Origin of the sequence: Pseudomonas fuscovaginae SE-1 (assembly GCF_000364705.1) — a bacterium.
GTDB classification, from domain to species: domain Bacteria; phylum Pseudomonadota; class Gammaproteobacteria; order Pseudomonadales; family Pseudomonadaceae; genus Aquipseudomonas; species Aquipseudomonas fuscovaginae_A.
In genome coordinates this window covers 13,604-34,067 of record NZ_AQOH01000202.1, presented here as the reverse complement: position 1 = coordinate 34,067, position 20,464 = coordinate 13,604, and the positions used below count along the sequence as shown (strand labels likewise).

Genomic DNA, 20,464 nt, shown 5'->3' with positions numbered 1-20,464 from the left:
ATTCAGTTGGACACGCTGTCCGTGGCGGTAATGAGACGCGGCCCCGTCGACGAAGGCAGTATCAATAGACTGTAGCGTTTGTTGGCTTCCAGCGCGCCCAGCTCGAGCGCCGAACCGACCGGCTTGCCGGCGCAGACCAGCTGGACCGCCAGCGAACCACGCGGGTTGAGTTCCTGGCGCCGCGGGTTGCCGGCCGGAGCCTTCTGGAACAGGTCGACATCACGCCCGGCCAGGTTGACCTTGGCCTCGGCGCAACCGGAGTCGGCATCGAACAGGGCCAGTGAGGCCTTGAGCTGGTTGGGAATGTCGAAGGCTTCGTTGACCACCAGTTGGCGAATCCCCTGCTTGCCGTCGTCCAGGGCGAACACCGTGGCGAAGTCGCCGGCCGCGACTTTCGCCTCCAGGGCGACCTTGTGGCCGTCACGGCTCAGGGTGCCCTTGATCGCCTGGCCACCGGGTACCGGGATGAAGTCACTGACAACCTTGTCGCCTTCAAGCTTGAGGCTGGTCTTGGCGCCGTCGGGCGTCAGTTCCAGGGGGCTGGCGGAGACGTTGACGAAACGCAGATAGGCCGAGTCCTGCGACGGACCGGTAGGATACAGGGCGATCTGCGCAGCGAACGCCGGCGCGACCAGGGCGACCCCGAGCAGGCCGCCGACAAAGCCGAAAGTCCGTTTCACTTTTTCGCTCCCTTCACCGCGCTCGCGGGCAGTTCACTGATGGATTTGCCGATCGCCGCCGCCCACGACTTGTAGCCGGCGATGGTGAAGTGCTGGCCGTCGGAAGTGATCCACTCGCCCGGCTTGGAGAATTTGGTCGAGTCGATGTAGGTGCACGGCGCGACCATGTTGGCCAGGGTGCCGGCGACCAGTTGGGTGCGCACCTGGTTCTTGCCGTAGGTGTTCTCGTTGGTGTTGCTGCCGTTGGCCTTGCCCCAGGCCGGCCCGACCCAGACGCACTTGGCGCCGCTGTCGGCGATCTGCTTGGTCAGCGCGGTCACGCTCTGGTAGGCCCAGACCTTGGGAAACGGCGTGGTCTTGTAGGAGGCCATGGTGTCGCCCATGATCAGTACGACCAGGTCCGGCTTGTCCTTGGCGATCACGTCCTTGATCGGCTGAGTGTCCATGGTGCCGCGGCTCATCACCTTGATCTTCTCGCCCGGGTCGCGGGTCGCGCCGCAGTCGAGCTTGAGCTTCGGCGTGACCCAGTCGGCCGGGTTGGCGCCACAGGCACCGATCGCATGCACCTGGGCCCCCTGCTGGGTCAGGTTGTCATACAGCGGGTTCATCAGCGAGTCGGGAAAACTCATGTGGCTTTCGCCAATCACGAGCAGGGTCAAACCAGCGAGCACGGAAGAAGCCATCAAACTTTCCTCGTTGAATCAATTCGAATAGGGGGAACCGAAGGGACTGACCGGCAGATCCATGGGGCCGTTCATGTCCTCGAAGGTGTAGCGCAGGTAAACGCCACCGGCGACCTGGCGATAATCGCTGGCATTGTCCACGCCCAGCGTACCGCCGAGGAAGAAGTTCGAACCGAACTTGTATTCGCCGGCCGCGCTCAGGCTGTAGCCGATGCCGGTCTTGTTGTCACCGGAGTAGCGGCCCAGACCGACTGCCGTGGCATTGGCCTGGTACTCGCCGTGACCGGGGAAGACGTCGGCGCTGTCCTGGCCGATATGCTGGATACCGATCGAGGACTTGATCCGGTAAGTGAAGCGCTCGGTGCGCTGCGACCAACTGACCGGCACGCCCAGGGCGAAAAAGGTCTGCGGACTGAAATAGCCGCCATGGCCGTAGGTGTAGAAATCCTGGTTCTCGGAGTAGCTCAGGGCCGAGCCGCTGAGGCCGAGGGTGAGAATGCTGCCCGGCGTGTTACGCAGATACCAGTAGACACCGCTGCCCAACTCGAAACGGTTGTTGTCGTCGACATTGTTGCCCATCAGCCGGTGTGCCGAACCGTAGCCGTACGCCCCGAACTTCTGGTTGTCGTAGCCCAGTTCTCCGCGCACGCCGTTGGCGGTGACACCGCCCCATTTCTCGCCGGTACGCGGGTCGCGGGAACCGGCGAACGAGGTCACGCTGTCGGTAACGACGCGCCGCGAGGCGCTGACGCCATAGCTGAAGTTGGGGTTGGCGGAGAACGGCCGGTTGAGGCTGACGCCGCCGATCGGCGTGCTGTAGGTGAAGCCGATCGGGCTCATGCCGATGTCGGCCTTGAGTCCGTTGTCCTTGTCGCGATAGGCCACGGCCAGACCGACACCGCTGTCCTTCTGGCTGCCGACGAGCGCGGTGCCACTGGTGCCGAAGCGGGGCGAACCGTTGGCACCGGGGCTGCCCGAATACAGGTAGACCGGCGTGACCTGCAACGCGATGCTCGCCAGGTTCGAGCCGACGGGGAAACTGGCCTCGAACGGTGCCTCGACGTCCGTCAGCTTGCCCAGGCCCTTCTCACTGTTGTTGCTGCGCACGGTGAAACCCTGCACGACATAACCCGTACGGTCCTGGAGAATATCGTTGAGCGCGACCTGGGCCGGACTCAGTCCGGTGCTCGGCGCCGTGTCACGGGCGTAGGTGTCGCGCGAGTAAGGGTCGCTGAACGGGTTGGCACTGCGACTGGCGACCGGGGCTGCCGCAGCGGCCTGGACCTTGCGTGTGACCGGCTCCGGAATCAGTTCCTGATCACCGGCGCTCAGGCCGCTCGGCGAACCCTCCACCGGTGGCGGGATCAGCGAGGCTTCGGCCAGCGAGGTGCCCTGGCGGCGCTGCCCGGCCAGCCCGACGAACGGGTTGGAGGATGCGGCGTTGCCACTCGCGACACCGGCGACATAGGTGTCGACCCGCTGGCCGTTCTCGATCTCGATCGCCTTGCGCAACAGGCGGCTGGCTTCGCCGGTCTTGCCCATCTCGCGATAGATCCGCGCCGAGGCGGTCAGGGTCTGCGGCACGCCGGGCTCGAGTTCCAGGGCCTTTTCCACCGAACGCTCGGCCAGCGAGTAGTCGCGCCCCTGCATGGCGATGTCCGCCAGGCCCAGTTGCAGCCTGGCATTGCCGGGGTCGGCCTTGATCAGCGGTTCATAGAGTTTGCGTGCCTTGTCGACATTGCCGCTGGCGGCATACATGCGCGCCAGCGAGGAAATCGCCAGGCTGTCGTTCGGCCGCTGCTGCAGGGCCGGCGACAGCATGTCGTAGGCGGCGACCAGATCGTTCTTCTGGCGCAGTTCGTCGGCCTGCTTGACCCGGTAGAGAAACACCAGGTCCTCATAGCGCTTGCTCGCGGTCTCGCTCATCGGCTTGCCCTGCAACTGGCGCAGGATTTCGCTGACCTCGGTATCCCGGTCGGCCTTGAGCAGCACGCCTGCGTACAGCAACTGCAGGTCCGGGCTCGGTGCGGATTTGTCCAGCAGATCACGCATCAGGCTGACGGCCTGGTCCGGATTGCCGGCCTCGGCGTAGGCACTGGCCAGGATCGCCACGCGCTCGGGCTTGCCACGGGTCAGCGGCTCGCACCGTCCCAGCAGGCCCCAGGCTTCCTGGCGCTGGCCGCGGCGGGCGACATCCACCGCCAGTTCGGTCTGCACGTGCAGACGGATGTCCAGGTCCATCTCGTTCATGTCGGCGCTGCGCTTGGCCGCCGGAATCCGCGACAGGGTGCGCTGGGCCTTGGTCCACTCGCCCAGCTCGGCGGAGAGCAAGGTGCTGGTGTAGAGCGCGTCCGGCTGATCGGGTTGCTGCTTGAGCAGTTCGTCGATCAGGTCGCGGGCGACCTGGGCCTGCCCCTGGCGCAGGTATACCCGCGCCAGGGCGAAACGGATCCAGGGATTTTTCGGGTCGTCGGCCAGGGCTTCCTTGTAGGCACGCTGAGCGCCCGCCAGGTCGCCGCGACGCTCGGCCAGCTTGGCCACCTGGGTGGCACGCAGCGCACGAATGCGCACGCTCGGCGCCAGGCGTGCCTGCTCGGCCGGCGACAGGCGATCGATCAGTTGCAGCGCTTCATCGGACTTGCCGGCCCGCGACAGCACGCCGATCAGCCCGCTCAGGGCATCGGGGTAGTTCGCGTTTCTCGCCAGCACCTGTCGGTACCCGGCCTCGGCGTCGTCGAATTGTCCGGCCTGGGCATACCAGCCGGCCAGCGCGGTCGGCCCGGCCGGCTCGACCGAGTTCTTCGCGATGGCCTGCTCGATCAGTTCCCGCGCCTGGGCCTGGCGGCCATTGCGCTGGGCGTCGTTGGCCCGGTCGAGAAGGATCCAATAGCGCACGTCCTCGAGAGCGCCTTTCCACTGCGCGCCGGCGCCGGTCCGGGTCGCCTGCGCCAGGTAGTTTTCCGCCTCACCGAGACGCTTCTGCTGCTGACGCAGGATGCCCATGCCCCCCAGGGCATCGTAGTCGTCGGGCTTGTCCTTGAGACGCGCCTGCAACTCCTGCTCGGCGGTCGCCAGGTCGCCGACGTCGAGCGCCTTGAGGCCACGGGCGACATGCGGGTCGCGCTGCCAGCCGGAACCCGTGCGGCCCTGGGCGATGCCCTTGTTCATCAGCGCGCGGATTTCGCTGTCGTCCGGGTGCGCCTGCAGGTACTGCTCGAACAGCGACACCTGGTCCCGCGACGGCGGCCCAAGCCAGACCAGGGCGAAACGCCAGGTCTCGTCGGCGTTGCCACCGATATCCGGGTTGTGCGACAGCCGTGCCAGGGCACGGATACCTTCCGGACGGCTGTCGGGGTTGCGCGCCAGGTGCAGCGCCAGCCACAGGTCGAGAATCGCATCGTCCGGACGTTCCCGACGCAGGCGCTCCAGCCCGACGCGGGCCTGCGGCCAGCCACCGGTGGAGAACCCCAGGGTGTTGTAGTACTCGCGGGCGATCAGGCCCTGCGGCTGGCGGCCCTCGAACAGTTGCCGATAGACCGCGACGGCCTGGTCGCGCTCACCGGCATCGCTCAACTCGCGGGCCTTTTCCAGCAACTGTTTTTTTTCCGGCGGGCTCAGGGCGATATCCTGTTCGAGCTGCAGCGCCAGACGTGGCATCGGCTGGATCGCCCGCAGACGGGCCAGGTAGTTCTGCGCGTTGGCGATGCGCTGGTGCTGCACCTCGATCAGGCCCAGGCCGTACAGCGCATCGGGCTGTTCGGCGTCCAGGCTCAGCAGGCGGGTCCAGGCCTCGGCCGCGCGATCGGGCTTTTCCTTGGACTGCCAGTAGTAACCCTGCTGAATCAGCAGCGATTGCGGGCTGCCGCTGTCAGCGGCGAAACCGAAGCCGGAAGCCAGAGCGGCACAGACCGCCAGGGCTAGGGTTTGCTGGCGCATGCGGCCTCCCAGGATACTTTCACAGTGCCGTCCTTGTTGAACTGATAGCGGTGCTCGCTCCAACCGAGAGAAAACAGGCTCAGCATCACATGGTAATACTGATGCTGTTGATAGGCCGGGTCAGCCGGGTTGGTGAAATGCGCAATCGCCTGGTCGACCAGCCGCTGTTGCTGGTCCGCCAGCAACGGCAGGCCCTTGGCCCGCAGGTACGGTACCAGCGACGCGGAGAAGCCGTAGGGGCCGACGCCTTCGGTGACGCCGGTGAGCACCTGGACCTTTTCCGGTGGTACGCCCGTGGAAGCGACGGACTGCGCCATACCGTCGAGGTGATCGAGCATCGGCTTGGCCAGGGGGTCGTCCGGCGAGGTCAGGCCGGCCCACAGGTAGGTACGTATCGCGTCATAGCTGCCCAGCGCATTGGTGAACTTGTCCACCACGAACATGCCCTTGTTGAGGTCCGTACCACGATAGCCGACCCAGTCCGGAACGAAGCCGAAGCGATTCATGTTCTTGTCGGCGATCATCTTCGCGGTGCTGTCGGCCACTTCCTTCCAGGGGCTCGACGGCAATTCCTTGCTGAAGCGGCGCAACAGCGGAATCGGCGTATAGCTGGCATTGAAGCGCCACAGTTGATCCGGGTGCTCATAACCCACCGGCCCCGGCAGGAGCATCTTGCCAAGGCCGGGAATGTCGCGGATCAGGGTCTTTTGCACATTGTCCAGGATGCGCTGCGCATCGGCCCGGTAGGCCGGCTTTTTCCACAGACGATCGGCCTCCAGCAAGGCATAGGCGAACCACAGGTCGGCATCGCTCGCGGAATTCCTGTCGATGATGCCCCAGGTGCCGGCGGGCGTCGCGCCCCACAACCAGCCGGGCAGGTTCTGCGCGATGTTGGCGCCGGCCATGTTGTCCCGGGTCCAGCGCCACAGGGCATCGAACGTCTCCGGGTCGTTGCCGATCAATGCGAAGAACATACCGTAGGACTGGCCCTCGGAGCTGCTCTGGTTGGGGTCCATGCTCGAGCCTAGCATGCGCCCGTCTTTCTGCACGAAACGCTCGGCATAGTTCTTCCACAGAGGCCAGTTCTGCAGATTGCAGCTCTCGCCGGCCTGCGCCGCCATCGGCAGCAGCAATGCCAGGGACAGCAGGCCGCGCCCAAACACACGCCCCACGCGCCTGGCGGGGGCGTTCAACTTGCACAGACTCATGACAGACGCTTCCGGGCCCGGGAACGCAGGAACACGAACAGCAGCAGGCTCACCAGCGCCAGGCCGCAGACCGTCACCAACAGCATCCACAGCAGGTTCTGCGAAAGCATCCACTGCATGCGCTTGAACAGGCTCAGGTCGCCGACGTAGTACTGCTCGTCAGCCACCAGCGAGGTGATGCGCTTGTCCTGCACCACCGCCAGACTGCCCTGGATGGTGTCCTTGTACTGGTCGCCACCGATCAGCGCGGCCGTGGCATCGGCCAGGCCTTCGGGCTTGCCACTGGCGATCACCACCACACTGCGCTCGGACCTGAGCGGCGACTCGAAACCGGCCAGGTAGGTGCTGCTGTTGGCACCGCTGTAGGTCACCTGCAGGCGCGGCTTGCGCTGGTTGGCCCGCGGGTCCGGGCTGATCCAGTCACGCACGCGCAGGGTCAGGTCGGACAGGCTGAACCGGTGGCCGGTGCCTTCGAGACCGGCCGGCAAGTGGCTGGCCCACTGCTCCAGCAGCGGCTGGTTGGCGCCCGAGGCGAACACCAGCAGGTCCTTGTCGCTGACCGACTGGACATCCTTGGGCTGCACCACGGTCACCGCGGTCGCCGGATAGCCGGTGGATTCACCGAACCGACCGAGTACCGTCAGGTACGCCCCCCACTCCTGCGGGCCACTGCCCTCAGGCAGTACCACGGCGCTCTGCGACAGATCCGCCAGACGGGTGAACGGGAAGCCGCTGTCGTTGAAAACACCCAGGTTCGGCAAGGCGATGTAGTGGTTGAAACCGCGCAGGTCGAGGCTCGAATCCGGGTCGATCAGGCCGCGCATGTTGTCGATGATGATGTCGCGGCATTCGCCCTGCTTGATGTAGTCGAACATGAAGCGCAGTTGCAGTTGCGAACGTGGCGAGGCCACGCCCAGTGGCAACAGCACGCGGGCCTCGCGCGGCAGACTCTCGTCTTTATTCAGCATCGCCAGCAGGTTGTCGCCACCGTCGAGGCTCTTGAGCGACGGCAAGGGCATCGACTTCATGAAGGAGTTGTTCAGGCTTACCAGCAACGAGGAGTTCGCCGACTCCTGTTGCGGGGTATAGCGGTACTTCAGGTCCAGCGGCACGCCGGCCTCGCGCCAGTTGAACAGATCCGGCGGCAGGCGTACGGGGATGGTGATGTTGCCGGGGTTGTAGCCGGACACGCTGAGCTGCTTGGTTTCGATCAGCTCGCCCAGGCGTACCGGGCGGTCGGACGGCAGCCAGTTCGGTGCATCGTAGGGCTGGCGTGGGCTCAACGGATCGAGGTGATCGATCACCACGCTGCTGCCCACCAGCGCCTTGCTGCCGATGGCCACGGCGTTGGCGGCCAGCTTGAGCTCGGCGGCATCGCGACCGGCGACGATCAGCAACTTGCCGCGCGGGTCGTTCGGGTTGGCCTGCAGGGTGACGGTGGCCCCTTTCAGCTCCGGGATCTGCAGGCTGCCCAGTTGCACGGCCTCCTTGCTTTCGATCAGGACAATGGCGTTGCCCTGCTGGGGAATCTCACCCAGGGCGCTGGTGAAGTTGGCGCCGCGGTAGGACGCCAGCGCGCCCATCCAGGACGACAGAGCGCCGGCGGCTTCGAGGGTAGCGTTATCCGGTTGCCGGGCAAATACAAACGGCAGGTTGAGCTGGCTCGCATCGCGACGGTCGAAAAACGGCAGCGGCAGGATCGACAGGTCGTCCTTGAGCTGGATCGGCGAAACGCTGAGCTTGAGTTCGGAGCCGACGTTTATCTTGGCCCACAGGCTGCTGTGCTGCGGGTCCTCGCACTGCATGGTGTAGTGCCCGATGAATTGCAGGCGCAGGCGGTTGAACTCGGTGATCAAGTGCGGCGGGATGTTCACCACCTGCTGCTGTGGCTGGCCGGCACCTTCCTTGGGCAGCGCCAGGCTGGCGGCGACTTCGTCGTTGACCAGCACGTTGATCTGCGACAGGTCGGCGAGCAGTGCCGGCGAATAGCTGTAGCTCAGCACCAACTGTGCGCCGTTGACCACTTCATCGGCGCGGATGTTGAAATTGACCGCATCGGAGGCCTCGACACCCTGCAGATTCATGGTGTCCAGGCGCCCCAGTTGCTTGAGGGTCAGTTCCCGGGTGTAGCTGCCGGCCGGCGCCTGGTCCGCGGCGGCGGGCTCGACGGCCGCGGGGGCCACGGGGCTGGCCACGGCAGTATTGGCCGCCGCCGCATCGGCATAGGCCATGTGAATCATTGCGCCCAGGCACAGCACCGACGAAGCCAGGCGCATGAACGGGTGACGTGGGCAGCGGGTGCTGCTGCGGGACGAGGATTTCATGGTCATGACTTGTCCATAAGAGGATCGAGCGATTTCGAATTGGCAGATCTTGCAGCCAGGCGATCACGAACCTGCAGCACGCTGGCCTTGATCAACGCGCCCATGCCGACCACACCGATGGCACTGACTTCACGCAGGGCCGACAGCGGCGTATCGACCTTGCCGCTGCCCCAACTGGCGGCCCAGGTGTCGGCGCGGGAGAAGGTCATGCGCACCAGTTCGCTTTGCTGGCGCAGGGTCAACGGGTCGAACAGCGCACCGAGGTACTGGCCCTTGCTGAACACCACCGTTGTATCGAACTGGCTGGTTTGCGAATTGCGGAACAGCGAGACGCGAATGCGTTCACCGGCGGCCACCGTGGTGCCCTCCGGCAACTTGAGGCCGAGGCCGCGCTGGGAAAAGTCCTGGGTCACACCGTAGACCTCGGTACCATCGGCCAGCCCGATCCTGACCGGCAGTTCGGCACGGACCCGCGGCTCGGAACGGACCTGGCGGGTTTCCGAAGCCACTGCCACGGCGGCGCTGGTGATGATCAGGTTGTAGAGCGTCCAGACACAGTTGATCAGCACGGTGATCGCGGTGTCGGGCTCGCCCCAGATGAACTGCCAGATACCGCACAGCAGCCCGATCAGGTTCAGCGCCAGCAGCACGATGTACGGCCGGGCCAGTTTCCAGTCGAAGTATTCCTTGTCGATGATGCCGCCCTTGTCGGTGACGTTGAAGCCGCCGAACCTGGGGTTGACCAGCGCCATCAGCACCGGCGGCATGATGTACCAGGCCAGTACCGTTTCGTAGACCTCGTTCCAGAACGAATGCCGGAAACGCCCCTGGATGCGGGAGTTGGTCAGGTTGGAATGGAACAGGTGCGGCAAGGCGTAGGCGGTGATCATCAATGCCGAGGCATGGAAGATCTGCGCGCCGAAAATCAGGTAGGCCAGCGGCGCGGTGAGGAACACCAGCCGCGGCAGGCCGTAGAAAAAGTGCAACATGGCGTTGGCATAGCAGATGCGCTGGCCCAGGTTCAGGCCCTTGCCCATCAGCGGGTTGTCGACCCGGAAGATCTGCGCCATGCCGCGTGCCCAGCGGATACGCTGGCTGATGTGGCGCGACAGGCTTTCGGTCGCCAGTCCCGCGGCCTGGGGGATCGCCAGGTAGGCGGTGTTGTAGCCGGCACGGTTGAGCTTGAGCGCGGTATGGGCGTCCTCGGTGACGGTCTCGACCGCCACCCCGCCGATTTCCTCCAGCGGCTTGCGGCGCAGGATCGCACAGGAGCCGCAGAAGAACGTGGCGTTCCACAGGTCGTTGCCGTCCTGCACAAGGCCATAGAACAGCTCGCCCTCGTTGGGCACGGCGCGGAAGGTGTTGAGGTTCTTCTCGAACGGGTCCGGGGAAAAGAAGAAGTGCGGCGTCTGCAGCATCGCCAGCTTCGAATCCTTGAGGAACCAGCCCATGCCGATCTGCAGGAAGGAGCGGGTCGGTACGTGGTCGGCGTCGAACATGGCGATGTATTCGCCATCGGTCACCTTGAGCGCTTCGTTGAGGTTGCCGGCCTTGGCGTGGAAATTGTTGTCGCGGGTGATGTAGTTGACCCCGATGTTGCTGCAGAACCGGCGGAACTCCTCGCGGCGACCATCGTCGAGCACGTGAACGCGCAGCTTGTCCTTCGGCCAGTCCATCGCCTGGGCGGCGAAGATACTCAGCTTCACGATGTTCAGCGCTTCGTTGTAGGTGGGGATGAACACATCCACCGTCGGCCAGTCGCTCGGATCACCGGCCAGCAGCACCGGACGGCGGCGCAATGGCCAGGCAGTCTGCACGTAGCCGAATATCAGCACCACCAGCGCATAGAACTCGGCCAGGACCAGGCCGTAGCCGAACAGGATATCCAGCCAGCCTTCGAAGCCCAGGGTGTCGGTCAGGCGCCAGTACAGATAGCGCAGGGACGCCACCAGCGACAGCACGATCAGCGCCAGTACCGGAAAGCGGCCGGGCACCCGCTTGATCAGCAGGGCCGAGCCGAAGCACAGCGCCGCGAACAGGCATTGGGTGTACAGGTCCAGTGGGGCACTGATGATGCCGACCAGCAACAGACAGGCGCTGAGTGCCCCCACCACGATCAGCGTGCGACGCAAGGCGCTCGGCCACTGCTTGACGCGGGCCAGCCAGTCATTGAGGCGCAACTCTGAGCGCCCCGGGGTCTGGGGCGTGAAATTGGGATCGATGGTCATGACAGATGGGACTCTTGCGTACCTTGCACGAGCAGTTCGCACAGCGAACCGGCCACGTCGAGAATGTCCTGACAGCCTCGGGTCGTAGGGATATGCGCCAGGGGATTACGCTCATAGGCCAATGCCTCGCCGAGGAAGTGGTCCTGACGGATCACCCCCAACAAGCGGTTATCGGCCTTTCTTTTCAATACTTCACAGACGTCGAGGCTGAACTGACGCGAAGTATCCAGTTGGTTGATGACATACTTGCACTGTAACGGCATCTCCCGCTGCCGATAGGGTGCCAACAGGCGGTCCATCTGTTCCAGGCTGGCATAGGACCCGGCATCGGCGAGGGTCACCACCAGCGCGACATCGGCAATGGCCAGCGCCTGGGCCAGGTAAGCCGTCGCTCCGGTGGGGGTATCGATGATCACAGTGTCCTGTTCGCCCAACCCCAGTTCGGCCAGTTGCCGAGCCAGCCAGGTGGGATCGTCGCGCAGGGCGTTTTCGAAACTCACCCGCTCCTCTTCGCTCACCAGGCCATAGGCCAGGCAGTGGCAAGCCGAGTAGCCGTCACGCAGCAGGCGCCGCCAGTCCTGCTGCCGATGTTCCTGGGCGATGCCGGGCCATTGGTCGTTGCCGCCCAGGTGCAGGCACAGGGCATTCTGCGGATCGAGGTCGAGGGCCAGGGTGCGGCCGTCGGCACGCTTGATGGCGCTGGCCAGTGCCGCGGCCAGGGTGCTCTTGCCGACGCCGCCCTTGGCCGAGACCACGGCGATGACCTTGGCTTTGAGCACCGGCTGCCCAGCGACCTGGGCGGGAGTGTGGGAAGCACTCGCCTGGCGTTGCTGCTCGATTTCCGCCAGCAGGCGGCTCAGGGAGTTCATGGAGGCCGCGGCGGTGGCTGTGGCAACCGGCGTCGGTGCCGCAGCGGCCAACGGCACCACCGGGACCGGAACAGGCTCTGGCTCGGCAAGCGCCGACGGCACATCATCGGGACGGCCCGGGGTTGCGGCTTGCATCTCATCGGTAACCGGGAGCGAAGGCACGGCCGCAGATACCGCGACCATCGGCTGCAGTGAACTCAGGCTCGCGATCAGCTCGCTCGCCGTTTCCTCGGCGTAGTCATAGGACGGCTCGATTTCGAGATAATTTTGCGCACTCCCCCCGAATCTCTTGAACAGATTCGCGATATCGTCAGAACGATGCATGCCGGTGTCCCTTTGCACAATAAAAATTCAAAATCAGCATCCAAAGGGACAAGCACCCACCCTGGTTGTACAGCGTCCATTATTCCCGACTGCTTCCCCTACAGGTAGTAGCAATATGATGGTGTCATTATTTTGCTGTCTAATTGATTTTATTCAGCACAGACAGGCGGCCAGCCAATATTTTGGCGAACAACTTTGAAACCTGTTGAACAAGCCGAAAACCCCGCCGCTGAGCCGGCCGCTCGCCTGTTGATCCGTGACAACGGCGCGCCGGTCCAATAGATTAAGCGCCCAAAAATGCCGAGGCATTTTGAGCCTTACCCCCTGTTAAATGAAATAGCGAAATTTCGATGCCTGACTCTCATACCGATGAAGCCGTAACCTCCTTGTCCGCCAAGCACGAATACGAAAACGCGATCAATCTTTCCCAGCACGTCGCCCAGGCCAAGACCATCAGTGAGATGGTGCTAGACGCCTTTCAGAGTTCCAAGGAAAGCGAGGAAATCCGCCAGTTGCGCGTCCAGGTCCGCCAGGCGCACGACCGTTTCGACGACGACAGAGCCTACGAACTCATGGGCCAGCTCAAGCAGCTCAAGGATGCCGAAGCCGCGGACCTCGCCGCGCTGGAAGACCTGAGCACGAAATATCCGATCACCCGGATCCTGTCCAGCTACAAGAACGACCCGGCGTTCCAGGAACTGGTCTATGGCCTGGCACTGAAGGTACTGAACCAGACCCACCAGGCGATCACCAACCCCAACGCCGGCAAGGGCAAATCCTCGCGGACGAAGAAGGAAGCCGAGGTGTTCGTCATCAGCAAGGACGGCACCAGCGTCACTTTTCCATTGCGCACGCCCCGCACCAAGGCCAACGCCGACCGTGAAGCGTTCGAATTCCTGGGCTTCGCCTTCGCCGGCCATGGCGACCTGGCCGAACTGCTGAACGAAACCTTTGTCGATAACGAGGGCAACGCACAGCCGGCGACCCGCAAGAACATCGTCACCGCCATCCAGCAGCAGACGGCGTTTGCCGGGTACAGCGTGGTTCAGCAGTAGGCGGTCTCCGCAGCAAGACCCGCACCTCAGCGCGGGACAGAGGTCAAAGGCCCACTGCACCCGCGTCAACGCGGCACCGCCTGAGCTTCCCATCAATCAGGCACAAAAAAACCCGCCGAAGCGGGTTCTTTTTTTGACCTGCCCAACATCCTGTCGGTAGCCATCCTGGCCAGGTCGATCTTCCGTGATCCTGCGCACATCCGTATGCAGCAGTGATGGGTGTAGATTAGGGCAACGACCGGGTCGGGCAAAGACGTGATCGCCAGTGTGGCGTGTAAGCCTTTGGCTATACCGCCACCGCGTTCCCGCCAGCGTCGGCGCAGGCGGCAACCAGCGCATCGCGCACGCCGGCGACGATCATCTCCACCTCCAGCGCATCGATCGTCAATGGCGGCAGCAGGCGGATGGTCCTGCCCCGCGTGACGTTGATCAGCACGCCCTGCTCACGGGCGGCGATCAGCGCCAGGTCGCGGACCGGCTGCCTGAGTTCGATGCCGATCATCAAGCCCCGTCCGCGGATCGCCCGCACCTGTGGATGCTGGCCCAGTTCCTCCTGCAAACGCGTGAGCAGCCGTTCGCCCCGTTGCCCGGCATTGGCGACCAGGCCCTGCTCCTCGACGATATCGAGTACGGTACACCCCACCCGACAGGCCAGCGGATTGCCGCCGAAGGTGCTGCCATGGCTGCCCGGGGTGAACAACTGCGCCGCCTTGCCCCGTGCCAGGCAGGCACCGATGGGAATGCCGTTGCCCAGGCCCTTGGCCAGGGTCATCACATCCGGGACGATACCTTCGTGCTGGAAGGCGAACCACTGGCCGGTACGGCCGACACCCGTCTGGATTTCATCGAGCATCAGCAACCACGAGCGCCGCTTGCACAGGTCGCGCACGGCTTTCAGGTATCCCGGCGGCGGCAGTTGTACCCCACCCTCGCCTTGGATCGGCTCCATCAGCACCGCGCAGATACGCTGGCCATGGCTGCGGGCCAGGCTGTGCAGCAGCGGCAGGTCGCCGAACGGTACCTTGATGAAATCACCCGGCAAAGCATGGTAGCCCAGTCGCACCGCCGGGCCATCGCTGGCCGAGAGGGTGCCCAGAGTGCGACCGTGGAAAGCGTTCTCCATGACCACCACCAGCGGCTGTTCGATCCCCCGATGCCAGGCATGCAGGCGGGCCAGCTTCAGCGCGGTTTCATTGGCCTCGGCGCCGGAATTGTTGAAGAACACCCGATCCATTCCCGACAACCCGGCCAGGCGTTGCGCCAGCCGCTGTTGCCAGTCGATGGTATAGAGGTTCGAGGTATGCAGCAGCAGGCCGGCCTGCTCGCTGATCGCACTGACCAGCCGCGGGTGGGAGTGACCGACATTGGTCACCGCCACCCCCGCCACGGCATCCAGGTACTCGCGGCCGTCCTGATCCCACAGGCGCGTGCCCAGGCCCTTTACGAATCCCAGGTCGAGCGGTTGGTAGGTGGTCATCAGGCAGGCGGCGGTCATGGCAGCGGGCTCCAGGCGGTGAGGGGGTGCGAGCAGTATCGTTAGCCACCTGAGCTGGATAAACTGTGCAAAACTTCATTAATTTTCAAGCAGGAATTGATAATGGACCTGTTCCAGGCCATGCAGGTGTACGTGAAGGTAGTGGAAAGCGGCAGCATGACCGCCGCCGCCCTGGAGTGCGGTATCTCCACCACCATGGTCGGCAACCACCTGCGCTCGCTGGAACAGCGTCTCGGCGTCAGCCTGCTCAACCGCACCACGCGTCGCCAGCGCCTGACCGAGTTCGGTGCGACCTACTACCAGCGTTGCCTGGAAGTGCTGGGGCTGGTGGCCGACTCCGAACGCCTGGCCGAACAGGTTCAGGGCGAGCCCAGTGGCACCTTGCGGATCACCGCGCCACTGACTTTCGGTTCCGAGCGCCTGGCTCCGGCACTCAGCGAGTTCGTCCGGCGCTATCCGCGGATCAAGCTCGATGTAATGCTCAGCAACCAGCGTGAAGACTTGATCGACAGCGGTTTCGACGTGGCGATCCGCCTGGGCGTACCCGAACCCTCGACGCTGATTGCCCGGCCGCTGGAAAACTACGCCTTGACGGTCTGCGCCTCGCCCGACTATCTCAGGCGCCGTGGCACGCCACTGGTCCCCCAGGACCTGGCGCATCACGACTGCCTGGCCTTCGCCTACCCGGCGGGAGACGACTGGCGCACGGTGGAAAAACAATGGAGCCTGAGCGGCCCGGAGGGAGAGATCCTGGTACCGGTCAGCGGCCCGATGACCATCAACAGCTCATCGGCGCTGTACCAGGCGGCGCTGGCGGGCATGGGCATCGTGATGGTGCCGGATGCCCTGCTGCGCGACGATCTGCGCGAAGGGCGGCTGGTGCCCCTGTTGGTCGGCTACAAGCTGCCGTCGCGACCGATGAACCTGCTCTACGCCCAGGACCGCTACCGGTTGCCCAAGCTGCGCAGCTTCGTCGAGTTCGCCCTGGAGAAGTGGGCGAAGCCCTGAGGCCACCCGTGGAACATCCAGGTAGTGGGCGGGGCCTGCCGAGACTGGAGCCGGCTTGCTGGCGATCCGCCAACGGCGGCCATTCACCGCCCAGCGTGGCGACATCAGGACCGCTATCGCGCCGCACCGTGGAAGCCGGCGGTCCGGCGCCCCGGTTTATCCGCGAACCACCAAAGGCGGCCAGTATCCGACCGCTCAAAAGACAGTTGGCTTACACAAAATGGACGTGCGACACAAGCCGGATTTATCCGCGAGTGGCCCTCAGGTCCTGTGCAAAACCATAGAGCCTCCCCCAGAGTGAAACGTCCATTGCGTGGCAAATGCCTTACTTGGCGGTGGCCTTGGCCGCGTCCTCGATGATCGCCGCCACCTTGTCCGGGTTGGACACCATCACCACATGGGATGCGCCCTTGATGTCCACGGTCTCGCGGGAGCCGGCACGGTCGGCCATGAACTTCAGGGCCGCCTCGGGAATGTTCTTGTCCGCCGAACCGTAGATGAACCAGGACGGCAGGGTCTTCCAGGCCGGCTCACCCGAGGCTTCCTTCAGCGCGGCCTCGGCGATCGGCCGTTGGGTCGCCGCCATCAGCGCCGCCTCTTGCGCCGGAACATCGGCGGCGAACTGTGCCGGGAACTTGTCCTGCTGAATGAACAGGTCCACGGTGCCATTCTTCAGTTGCACCGCAGGTGCCAGAGCCGGGCCGAGGGTACCACCCGGGAAGCGGCCGGACAGCTCGATCGCGGTCTCGCCTTTTTCCGGAGCGAAGGCGGCGACGTAGACCAGTGCCTTGACGTTGGACTGCCCATGGACCGCGTTGGAAATCACCGCACCGCCGTAGGAATGCCCCACCAGGATCACCGGACCCGGCGTATGTTCGACAATATCGGCGACGTAATCGGAATCGCTCTTCACACTGTGCAGCGGGTTGGCGACGGCGACCACCGGATAACCCTTGGCCTGCAGGCGGGCAATCACCCCGTTCCAACTGGAAGACTCGGCGAAGGCGCCATGAACCAGGACCACGGTAGGCTTCCCGGCCGGCTCGGTGGCGGCCGCAGCCGCGCCGCTCCACCCCACGGACAGTGCTCCGGCGGCAATGGCGACGGCAGCGAAGAGTTTCGACACAGCGCAAAGACGGGAGGTTTTCATCGGCAGTTCCTTTCGTTTGAAGTGACGGGCCCGCCGGAAGCGGCGGTTTGAACGTGGAGCCATGATGGCGAAAACACGTTTACGAATGGCGCCTTTTTGTCGATGATATACGGCAGATCGTCTAAACCCTCCAGCGAGCACCCATCCATGGATCGCCTGTCGACCCTGCTGACCCACTTCGGTATCGCCGCCCACACCTTTCACAGCGGCCCGTTGCAGGGCCAGCTCGGTATCGACGGCGCGCAGCCCAGCGGGCACGTGCATCTGCTCAAGAGCGGTCGGCTCAACCTCGAGTCCGCAGGCAGGAAGCTGCGTCTCGAAGAGCCGAGCCTGGTCCTCATTCCCCGTCCCCTGCCCCATCGACTGCTCGCCAGCGAGGCTGATGCCGCAGAGCTGGTCTGCGCCTCGTTGCGTTTCGATGGCGGTATCGACAATCCGTTGTCCGTGGCCCTGTCCGACACGATCGTGATGCCGCTCAAGGCCGTGCCGATGATCGAGGGCACCCTGGACTGGCTGTTCGGCGAAGCCTTCGCCGAGCACTGTGGTCGCGAAGCGGTGATGAACCGCCTGTTCGAACTGATGGTGATCCAGTTCCTGCGCCACATGATGGCCTACCACAGCATGACCACCGGGATGATGGCCGGCCTGGCGGATCTGCGCCTGGCTCGCGCCATGACCATGATGCACAACCATCCCGAGCGGCCCTGGACCGTCGCCGAACTCGCACAGGAAGCGAACATGTCGCGGGCCAGCTTCGCCGCGCACTTTCACAAGGTGGTCGGGCAGACGCCGGCGGACTACGTGCTCAGTTGGCGAGTCAGCCTGGCCCAGAAGCGCCTGCGCGAAGGCCGGCCGATCGCCCTGATCGCCGATGAGGTCGGTTACGAAAGCCCGTCGGCGCTGGCGCGGGCGTTTCGCCGCAAGATCGGCGAAAGCCCGCGGGAATGGCTGGGACGCCAGTCCAGCGAGTTGAAAAACACCGCCTAGAACGATTGTCCGGGCACTTTCGCCACGCCGCCAGATCAGACCCTGCAAGGGCCTTGCCTGCACGCAAGGCCGTCCATGGACCCAGAACCGGATCGACCCGCGCCCATGTTCGAACACGTCGACTTCAACTACCTGCTCGCCACGTACGGTTACTGGGCCATTTTCATCGGCTGTCTGCTGGAGGGTGAAACCATCCTGATTCTCGGCGGAGTGGCGGCGCATCAGCAGGTGCTGCACCTGGGAACGGTGATTTTCTGGGCGAGCCTGGGCGGCATGCTCGGCGACCAGTTGCTGTTCTGGGCCGGACGCTTCTTCGGCGCCCGCCTGCTGCCACGCCTGCACCGCCAGCAGGCGGCGATCGAGCGGGTCACCGGGCTGATCGTGCGCTACCCGCTGGTGTCCGTGTTTTCCGTACGCTTTCTCTACGGCATGCGCCTGGTCGGCCCGCTGGTGATCGGCGCCAGCGGCCTGTCGCCGCTGCGCTTCAGTGTGATCAACCTGTTCGGGGCGGCGGTCTGGGCCGCCCTGTTCGCCTCCGGCGGCTATTGGGCCGGCGAGTTTCTCGAACAAGTGTTCGGTAATCTCAAACCCTATCGCCTGCCCATCGCGGTCGGCGTGGTGCTGTTGATGGCGGCGATCGCCCTGATCCGCCATCAACGGGCCCGGCGCAAGGCGCGCCGGTCAGACGCGAAACTGCCCGACCATCCCGCGCAGTGAGTTGGCCAGTTGCGCCAGCTCGTGGCTGGAGGCGCTGGTCTGGTCGGCACCGGCCGCCGAACGTAGCGACAGATCGCGGATGTTCACCAGGTTGCGATCGACTTCACGGGCCACCTGGGCCTGCTCCTCGGCAGCGCTGGCGATCACCAGGTTGCGCTCATGGATCTGGCTCACCGAGGCGGTGATGGTCTTCAGGGCATCGCCCGCCCGCTCGGCCAGTACCAGGGTGCTGGCAGCGCGCCGGGAACTGGCCTGCATCGAATCCAGGGCCTGGGTCGAGCTGTTGCGCATGCCCTGCACCATCTGTTCGATTTCCTGGGTCGATTGCTGCGTGCGGTAGGCCAGGGCCCGGACCTCATCGGCCACCACCGCGAAACCCCGTCCGCTCTCGCCGGCCCGGGCCGCCTCGATGGCAGCGTTGAGGGCCAGCAGGTTGGTCTGTTCGGCAATCGCCCGAATCACGTCGAGCACCTTGCCGATGTCCTGGGACTGAACGGCCAGGGACTGCACCAGTTCAGCGGTCTGCTCCACCTCGCCGGCCAGGGCATTGATCGCCTCGGCCGTTTCGCTGACCCGCTCCTGACCCAACCGGGCCGACTCGCTGGACTCGCGCGTGGCCTCGGACGTGGACACGGCATTGCGCGCCACTTCTTCCACCGCAGCGGTCATTTCGTTGACGGCGGTGGCCGCCTGCTCGATTTCGTCGTTCTGCTGCTGCAGGTCGCGGGTGCTGTTGAGCGTGACCGCGTTCAACTCGTCGGCCGCGGTCGCCAGTTGCACGGAAGAGCCGGTGATACCTTGCAAGGTATTGCGCAAGGTCTGCTGCATGGTCGCCAGCGCTTCGAGCAACTGGCTGACCTCGTCGGTACCGCGGGCCTCGATATTCTGGGTCAGGTCGCCGCGAGCGACGTGCTTCGCGGCGTTCAGGGCCTCACTCAGGGGTTTGACGATACTGCGGGTGAGCAGCATCGCCAGGGCCACGGTGGCCAGCGCCGCCAGCACGATGAACAGGATGACGATCGTCCGCGAATTGCTGTAGTGCGCCTCGGACTTCACGCTCTCGGCCTCGACCCGCTTGCTGAACAGGTCGGCCAGGTCGTTGAGCTGCTTGCCGGAACCATCGACCACGGTCTTCATGTCCACCAGCAACAGCTTGATCAGTTCCTCGCGTCGCCCCTGCTCGGCCAGGGTGAACGATTGGGCGATACCGGAACGGTAGGTGGCGAAGGTCGACTTGAACTGGTCATACAACACCCGGGTCTCCGGCGTGGTCACCAGTTTGTCGTAGGCGAGGATCTTCTCGCTCAGTTCCTTGTCGCGCGTGTCCATCTGCGAGCGGTACGTGGCGACGTTCTTCGGATCCGGGTCGAGGGCCATGCGCAGAGAGATCGTACGGATGCGCAACATGAGCTCGCGAATCTCGTCACCACCGCGAATGCTCGGCAGCCATTGGGTTTCCACCACCACCTCACTGTCGCGGATGCTCGACATCTTCTCCAAGGCAAACAGGCCGAGGAAGGCCACAAGAACGGCAATCAGGGCAAATCCGAGCGCTGCGCGAGGCGCGATATTCATTTGGCGAAGAAGCATGACGGCGGCCTTTTCCTGGGATGATCCGAAGTGAAATAGCGTAGGCATGGCTGCCGACGGTTGGCAGGCTATCGGCAAGTCATATGACAACTTGAAGTGCACTTCGAAAAATAGACCCGGTGGCAGTTACCACCGACAGCGGTGGCCGGGGCCATGCTCAAGGCGATGAAAAATCAGCATCCGCCTACCAGAAACATCCTTGTCGGTACG

The 20,464-nt window shown here is 64.4% G+C and carries 14 protein-coding genes; 4 read left to right on the top strand and 10 right to left on the bottom strand.

From position 1 onward, the window contains the following. Positions 1-2: 2 nt before the first annotated feature. From K675_RS0118035 to bcsQ, 7 genes are read right to left on the bottom strand one after another with little or no spacing between them, the layout of a single operon-like run. A complete protein-coding gene (locus K675_RS0118035) occupies positions 3-680 on the bottom strand; it encodes a cell division protein FtsQ (RefSeq protein WP_017904886.1) in 678 nt (225 codons plus the stop codon). Next, positions 677-1,363: an SGNH/GDSL hydrolase family protein gene (locus K675_RS0118030; RefSeq protein WP_017904885.1), complete on the bottom strand. Its 687-nt coding sequence runs from the start codon at positions 1,361-1,363 to the stop codon at positions 677-679. The genes K675_RS0118035 and K675_RS0118030 overlap by 4 nt, the downstream gene beginning before the upstream one ends. Before the next feature lie 18 nt (positions 1,364-1,381). Further along, the gene (locus K675_RS0118025) at positions 1,382-5,299 is read right to left on the bottom strand and encodes a cellulose biosynthesis protein BcsC (protein ID WP_017904884.1); all 3,918 of its coding nucleotides are present in this window, start codon (positions 5,297-5,299) and stop codon (positions 1,382-1,384) included. Beyond that, entirely contained in the window at positions 5,281-6,507 is a 1,227-nt protein-coding gene (bcsZ, locus tag K675_RS0118020) for a cellulose synthase complex periplasmic endoglucanase BcsZ (protein ID WP_017904883.1), read from the bottom strand. The genes K675_RS0118025 and bcsZ overlap by 19 nt, the downstream gene beginning before the upstream one ends. Then, complete coding sequence (gene bcsB / locus K675_RS0118015) at positions 6,504-8,837, bottom strand: cellulose biosynthesis cyclic di-GMP-binding regulatory protein BcsB (RefSeq protein WP_017904882.1); 2,334 nt, start codon at positions 8,835-8,837, stop codon at positions 6,504-6,506. The genes bcsZ and bcsB overlap by 4 nt, the downstream gene beginning before the upstream one ends. Beyond that, positions 8,834-11,059: a UDP-forming cellulose synthase catalytic subunit gene (bcsA, locus tag K675_RS0118010; RefSeq protein WP_017904881.1), complete on the bottom strand. Its 2,226-nt coding sequence runs from the start codon at positions 11,057-11,059 to the stop codon at positions 8,834-8,836. Before bcsA ends, bcsB begins: the two co-directional genes overlap by 4 nt. Continuing rightward, positions 11,056-12,252, bottom strand: coding sequence for a cellulose biosynthesis protein BcsQ (gene bcsQ / locus K675_RS0118005; protein WP_017904880.1), 1,197 nt, complete (start codon positions 12,250-12,252; stop codon positions 11,056-11,058). The genes bcsA and bcsQ overlap by 4 nt, the downstream gene beginning before the upstream one ends. A gap of 350 nt (positions 12,253-12,602) precedes the next feature. Between bcsQ and K675_RS0118000 the strand changes: the two genes are divergently transcribed. Then, positions 12,603-13,307, top strand: coding sequence for a hypothetical protein (locus K675_RS0118000; RefSeq protein ID WP_017904879.1), 705 nt, complete (start codon positions 12,603-12,605; stop codon positions 13,305-13,307). A gap of 286 nt (positions 13,308-13,593) precedes the next feature. Here K675_RS0118000 and K675_RS0117995 read toward each other — a convergent pair whose 3' ends face one another. Beyond that, complete coding sequence (locus tag K675_RS0117995) at positions 13,594-14,802, bottom strand: aspartate aminotransferase family protein (RefSeq protein WP_017904878.1); 1,209 nt, start codon at positions 14,800-14,802, stop codon at positions 13,594-13,596. Positions 14,803-14,904: 102 nt separating this feature from the next. Here K675_RS0117995 and K675_RS0117990 point away from each other — a divergent pair, with 102 nt between their 5' ends. After that, positions 14,905-15,810, top strand: coding sequence for a LysR family transcriptional regulator (locus tag K675_RS0117990; protein ID WP_017904877.1), 906 nt, complete (start codon positions 14,905-14,907; stop codon positions 15,808-15,810). 325 nt (positions 15,811-16,135) lie between these two features. Here the strand turns inward: K675_RS0117990 and K675_RS0117985 are convergent, their stop codons facing one another. After that, a complete protein-coding gene (locus K675_RS0117985; RefSeq protein WP_017904876.1) occupies positions 16,136-16,960 on the bottom strand; it encodes an alpha/beta fold hydrolase in 825 nt (274 codons plus the stop codon). A 147-nt stretch (positions 16,961-17,107) separates the two neighbouring features. Between K675_RS0117985 and K675_RS0117980 the strand changes: the two genes are divergently transcribed. Both K675_RS0117980 and K675_RS0117975 read left to right on the top strand, forming a co-directional pair. Next, a complete protein-coding gene (locus K675_RS0117980) occupies positions 17,108-17,947 on the top strand; it encodes an AraC family transcriptional regulator (RefSeq protein WP_017904875.1) in 840 nt (279 codons plus the stop codon). Between the two features lie 105 nt (positions 17,948-18,052). Then, positions 18,053-18,664: a DedA family protein gene (locus K675_RS0117975; RefSeq protein ID WP_017904874.1), complete on the top strand. Its 612-nt coding sequence runs from the start codon at positions 18,053-18,055 to the stop codon at positions 18,662-18,664. Here the strand turns inward: K675_RS0117975 and K675_RS0117970 are convergent. Next, a complete protein-coding gene (locus tag K675_RS0117970; RefSeq protein ID WP_026145306.1) occupies positions 18,629-20,254 on the bottom strand; it encodes a methyl-accepting chemotaxis protein in 1,626 nt (541 codons plus the stop codon). The two genes, K675_RS0117975 and K675_RS0117970, sit on opposite strands and share 36 nt — an antisense overlap. Between the last annotated feature and the right edge of the window lie 210 nt (positions 20,255-20,464).

What these genes read in the sequence shown, in the direction of transcription:
- K675_RS0118030 (WP_017904885.1), bottom strand. Translation starts at nt 1,363, where the DNA reads ATGGCTTCTTCCGTGCTCGCTGGTTTGACCCTGCTCGTGATTGGCGAA.
- K675_RS0118025 (WP_017904884.1), bottom strand. Translation starts at nt 5,299, where the DNA reads ATGCGCCAGCAAACCCTAGCCCTGGCGGTCTGTGCCGCTCTGGCTTCC.
- bcsZ (WP_017904883.1), bottom strand. Translation starts at nt 6,507, where the DNA reads ATGAGTCTGTGCAAGTTGAACGCCCCCGCCAGGCGCGTGGGGCGTGTG.
- bcsB (WP_017904882.1), bottom strand. Translation starts at nt 8,837, where the DNA reads ATGACCATGAAATCCTCGTCCCGCAGCAGCACCCGCTGCCCACGTCAC.
- bcsA (WP_017904881.1), bottom strand. Translation starts at nt 11,059, where the DNA reads ATGACCATCGATCCCAATTTCACGCCCCAGACCCCGGGGCGCTCAGAG.
- bcsQ (WP_017904880.1), bottom strand. Translation starts at nt 12,252, where the DNA reads ATGCATCGTTCTGACGATATCGCGAATCTGTTCAAGAGATTCGGGGGG.
- K675_RS0118000 (WP_017904879.1), top strand. Translation starts at nt 12,603, where the DNA reads ATGCCTGACTCTCATACCGATGAAGCCGTAACCTCCTTGTCCGCCAAG.
- K675_RS0117995 (WP_017904878.1), bottom strand. Translation starts at nt 14,802, where the DNA reads ATGACCGCCGCCTGCCTGATGACCACCTACCAACCGCTCGACCTGGGA.
- K675_RS0117990 (WP_017904877.1), top strand. Translation starts at nt 14,905, where the DNA reads ATGGACCTGTTCCAGGCCATGCAGGTGTACGTGAAGGTAGTGGAAAGC.
- K675_RS0117985 (WP_017904876.1), bottom strand. Translation starts at nt 16,960, where the DNA reads ATGAAAACCTCCCGTCTTTGCGCTGTGTCGAAACTCTTCGCTGCCGTC.
- K675_RS0117980 (WP_017904875.1), top strand. Translation starts at nt 17,108, where the DNA reads ATGGATCGCCTGTCGACCCTGCTGACCCACTTCGGTATCGCCGCCCAC.
- K675_RS0117975 (WP_017904874.1), top strand. Translation starts at nt 18,053, where the DNA reads ATGTTCGAACACGTCGACTTCAACTACCTGCTCGCCACGTACGGTTAC.
- K675_RS0117970 (WP_026145306.1), bottom strand. Translation starts at nt 20,254, where the DNA reads ATGCTTCTTCGCCAAATGAATATCGCGCCTCGCGCAGCGCTCGGATTT.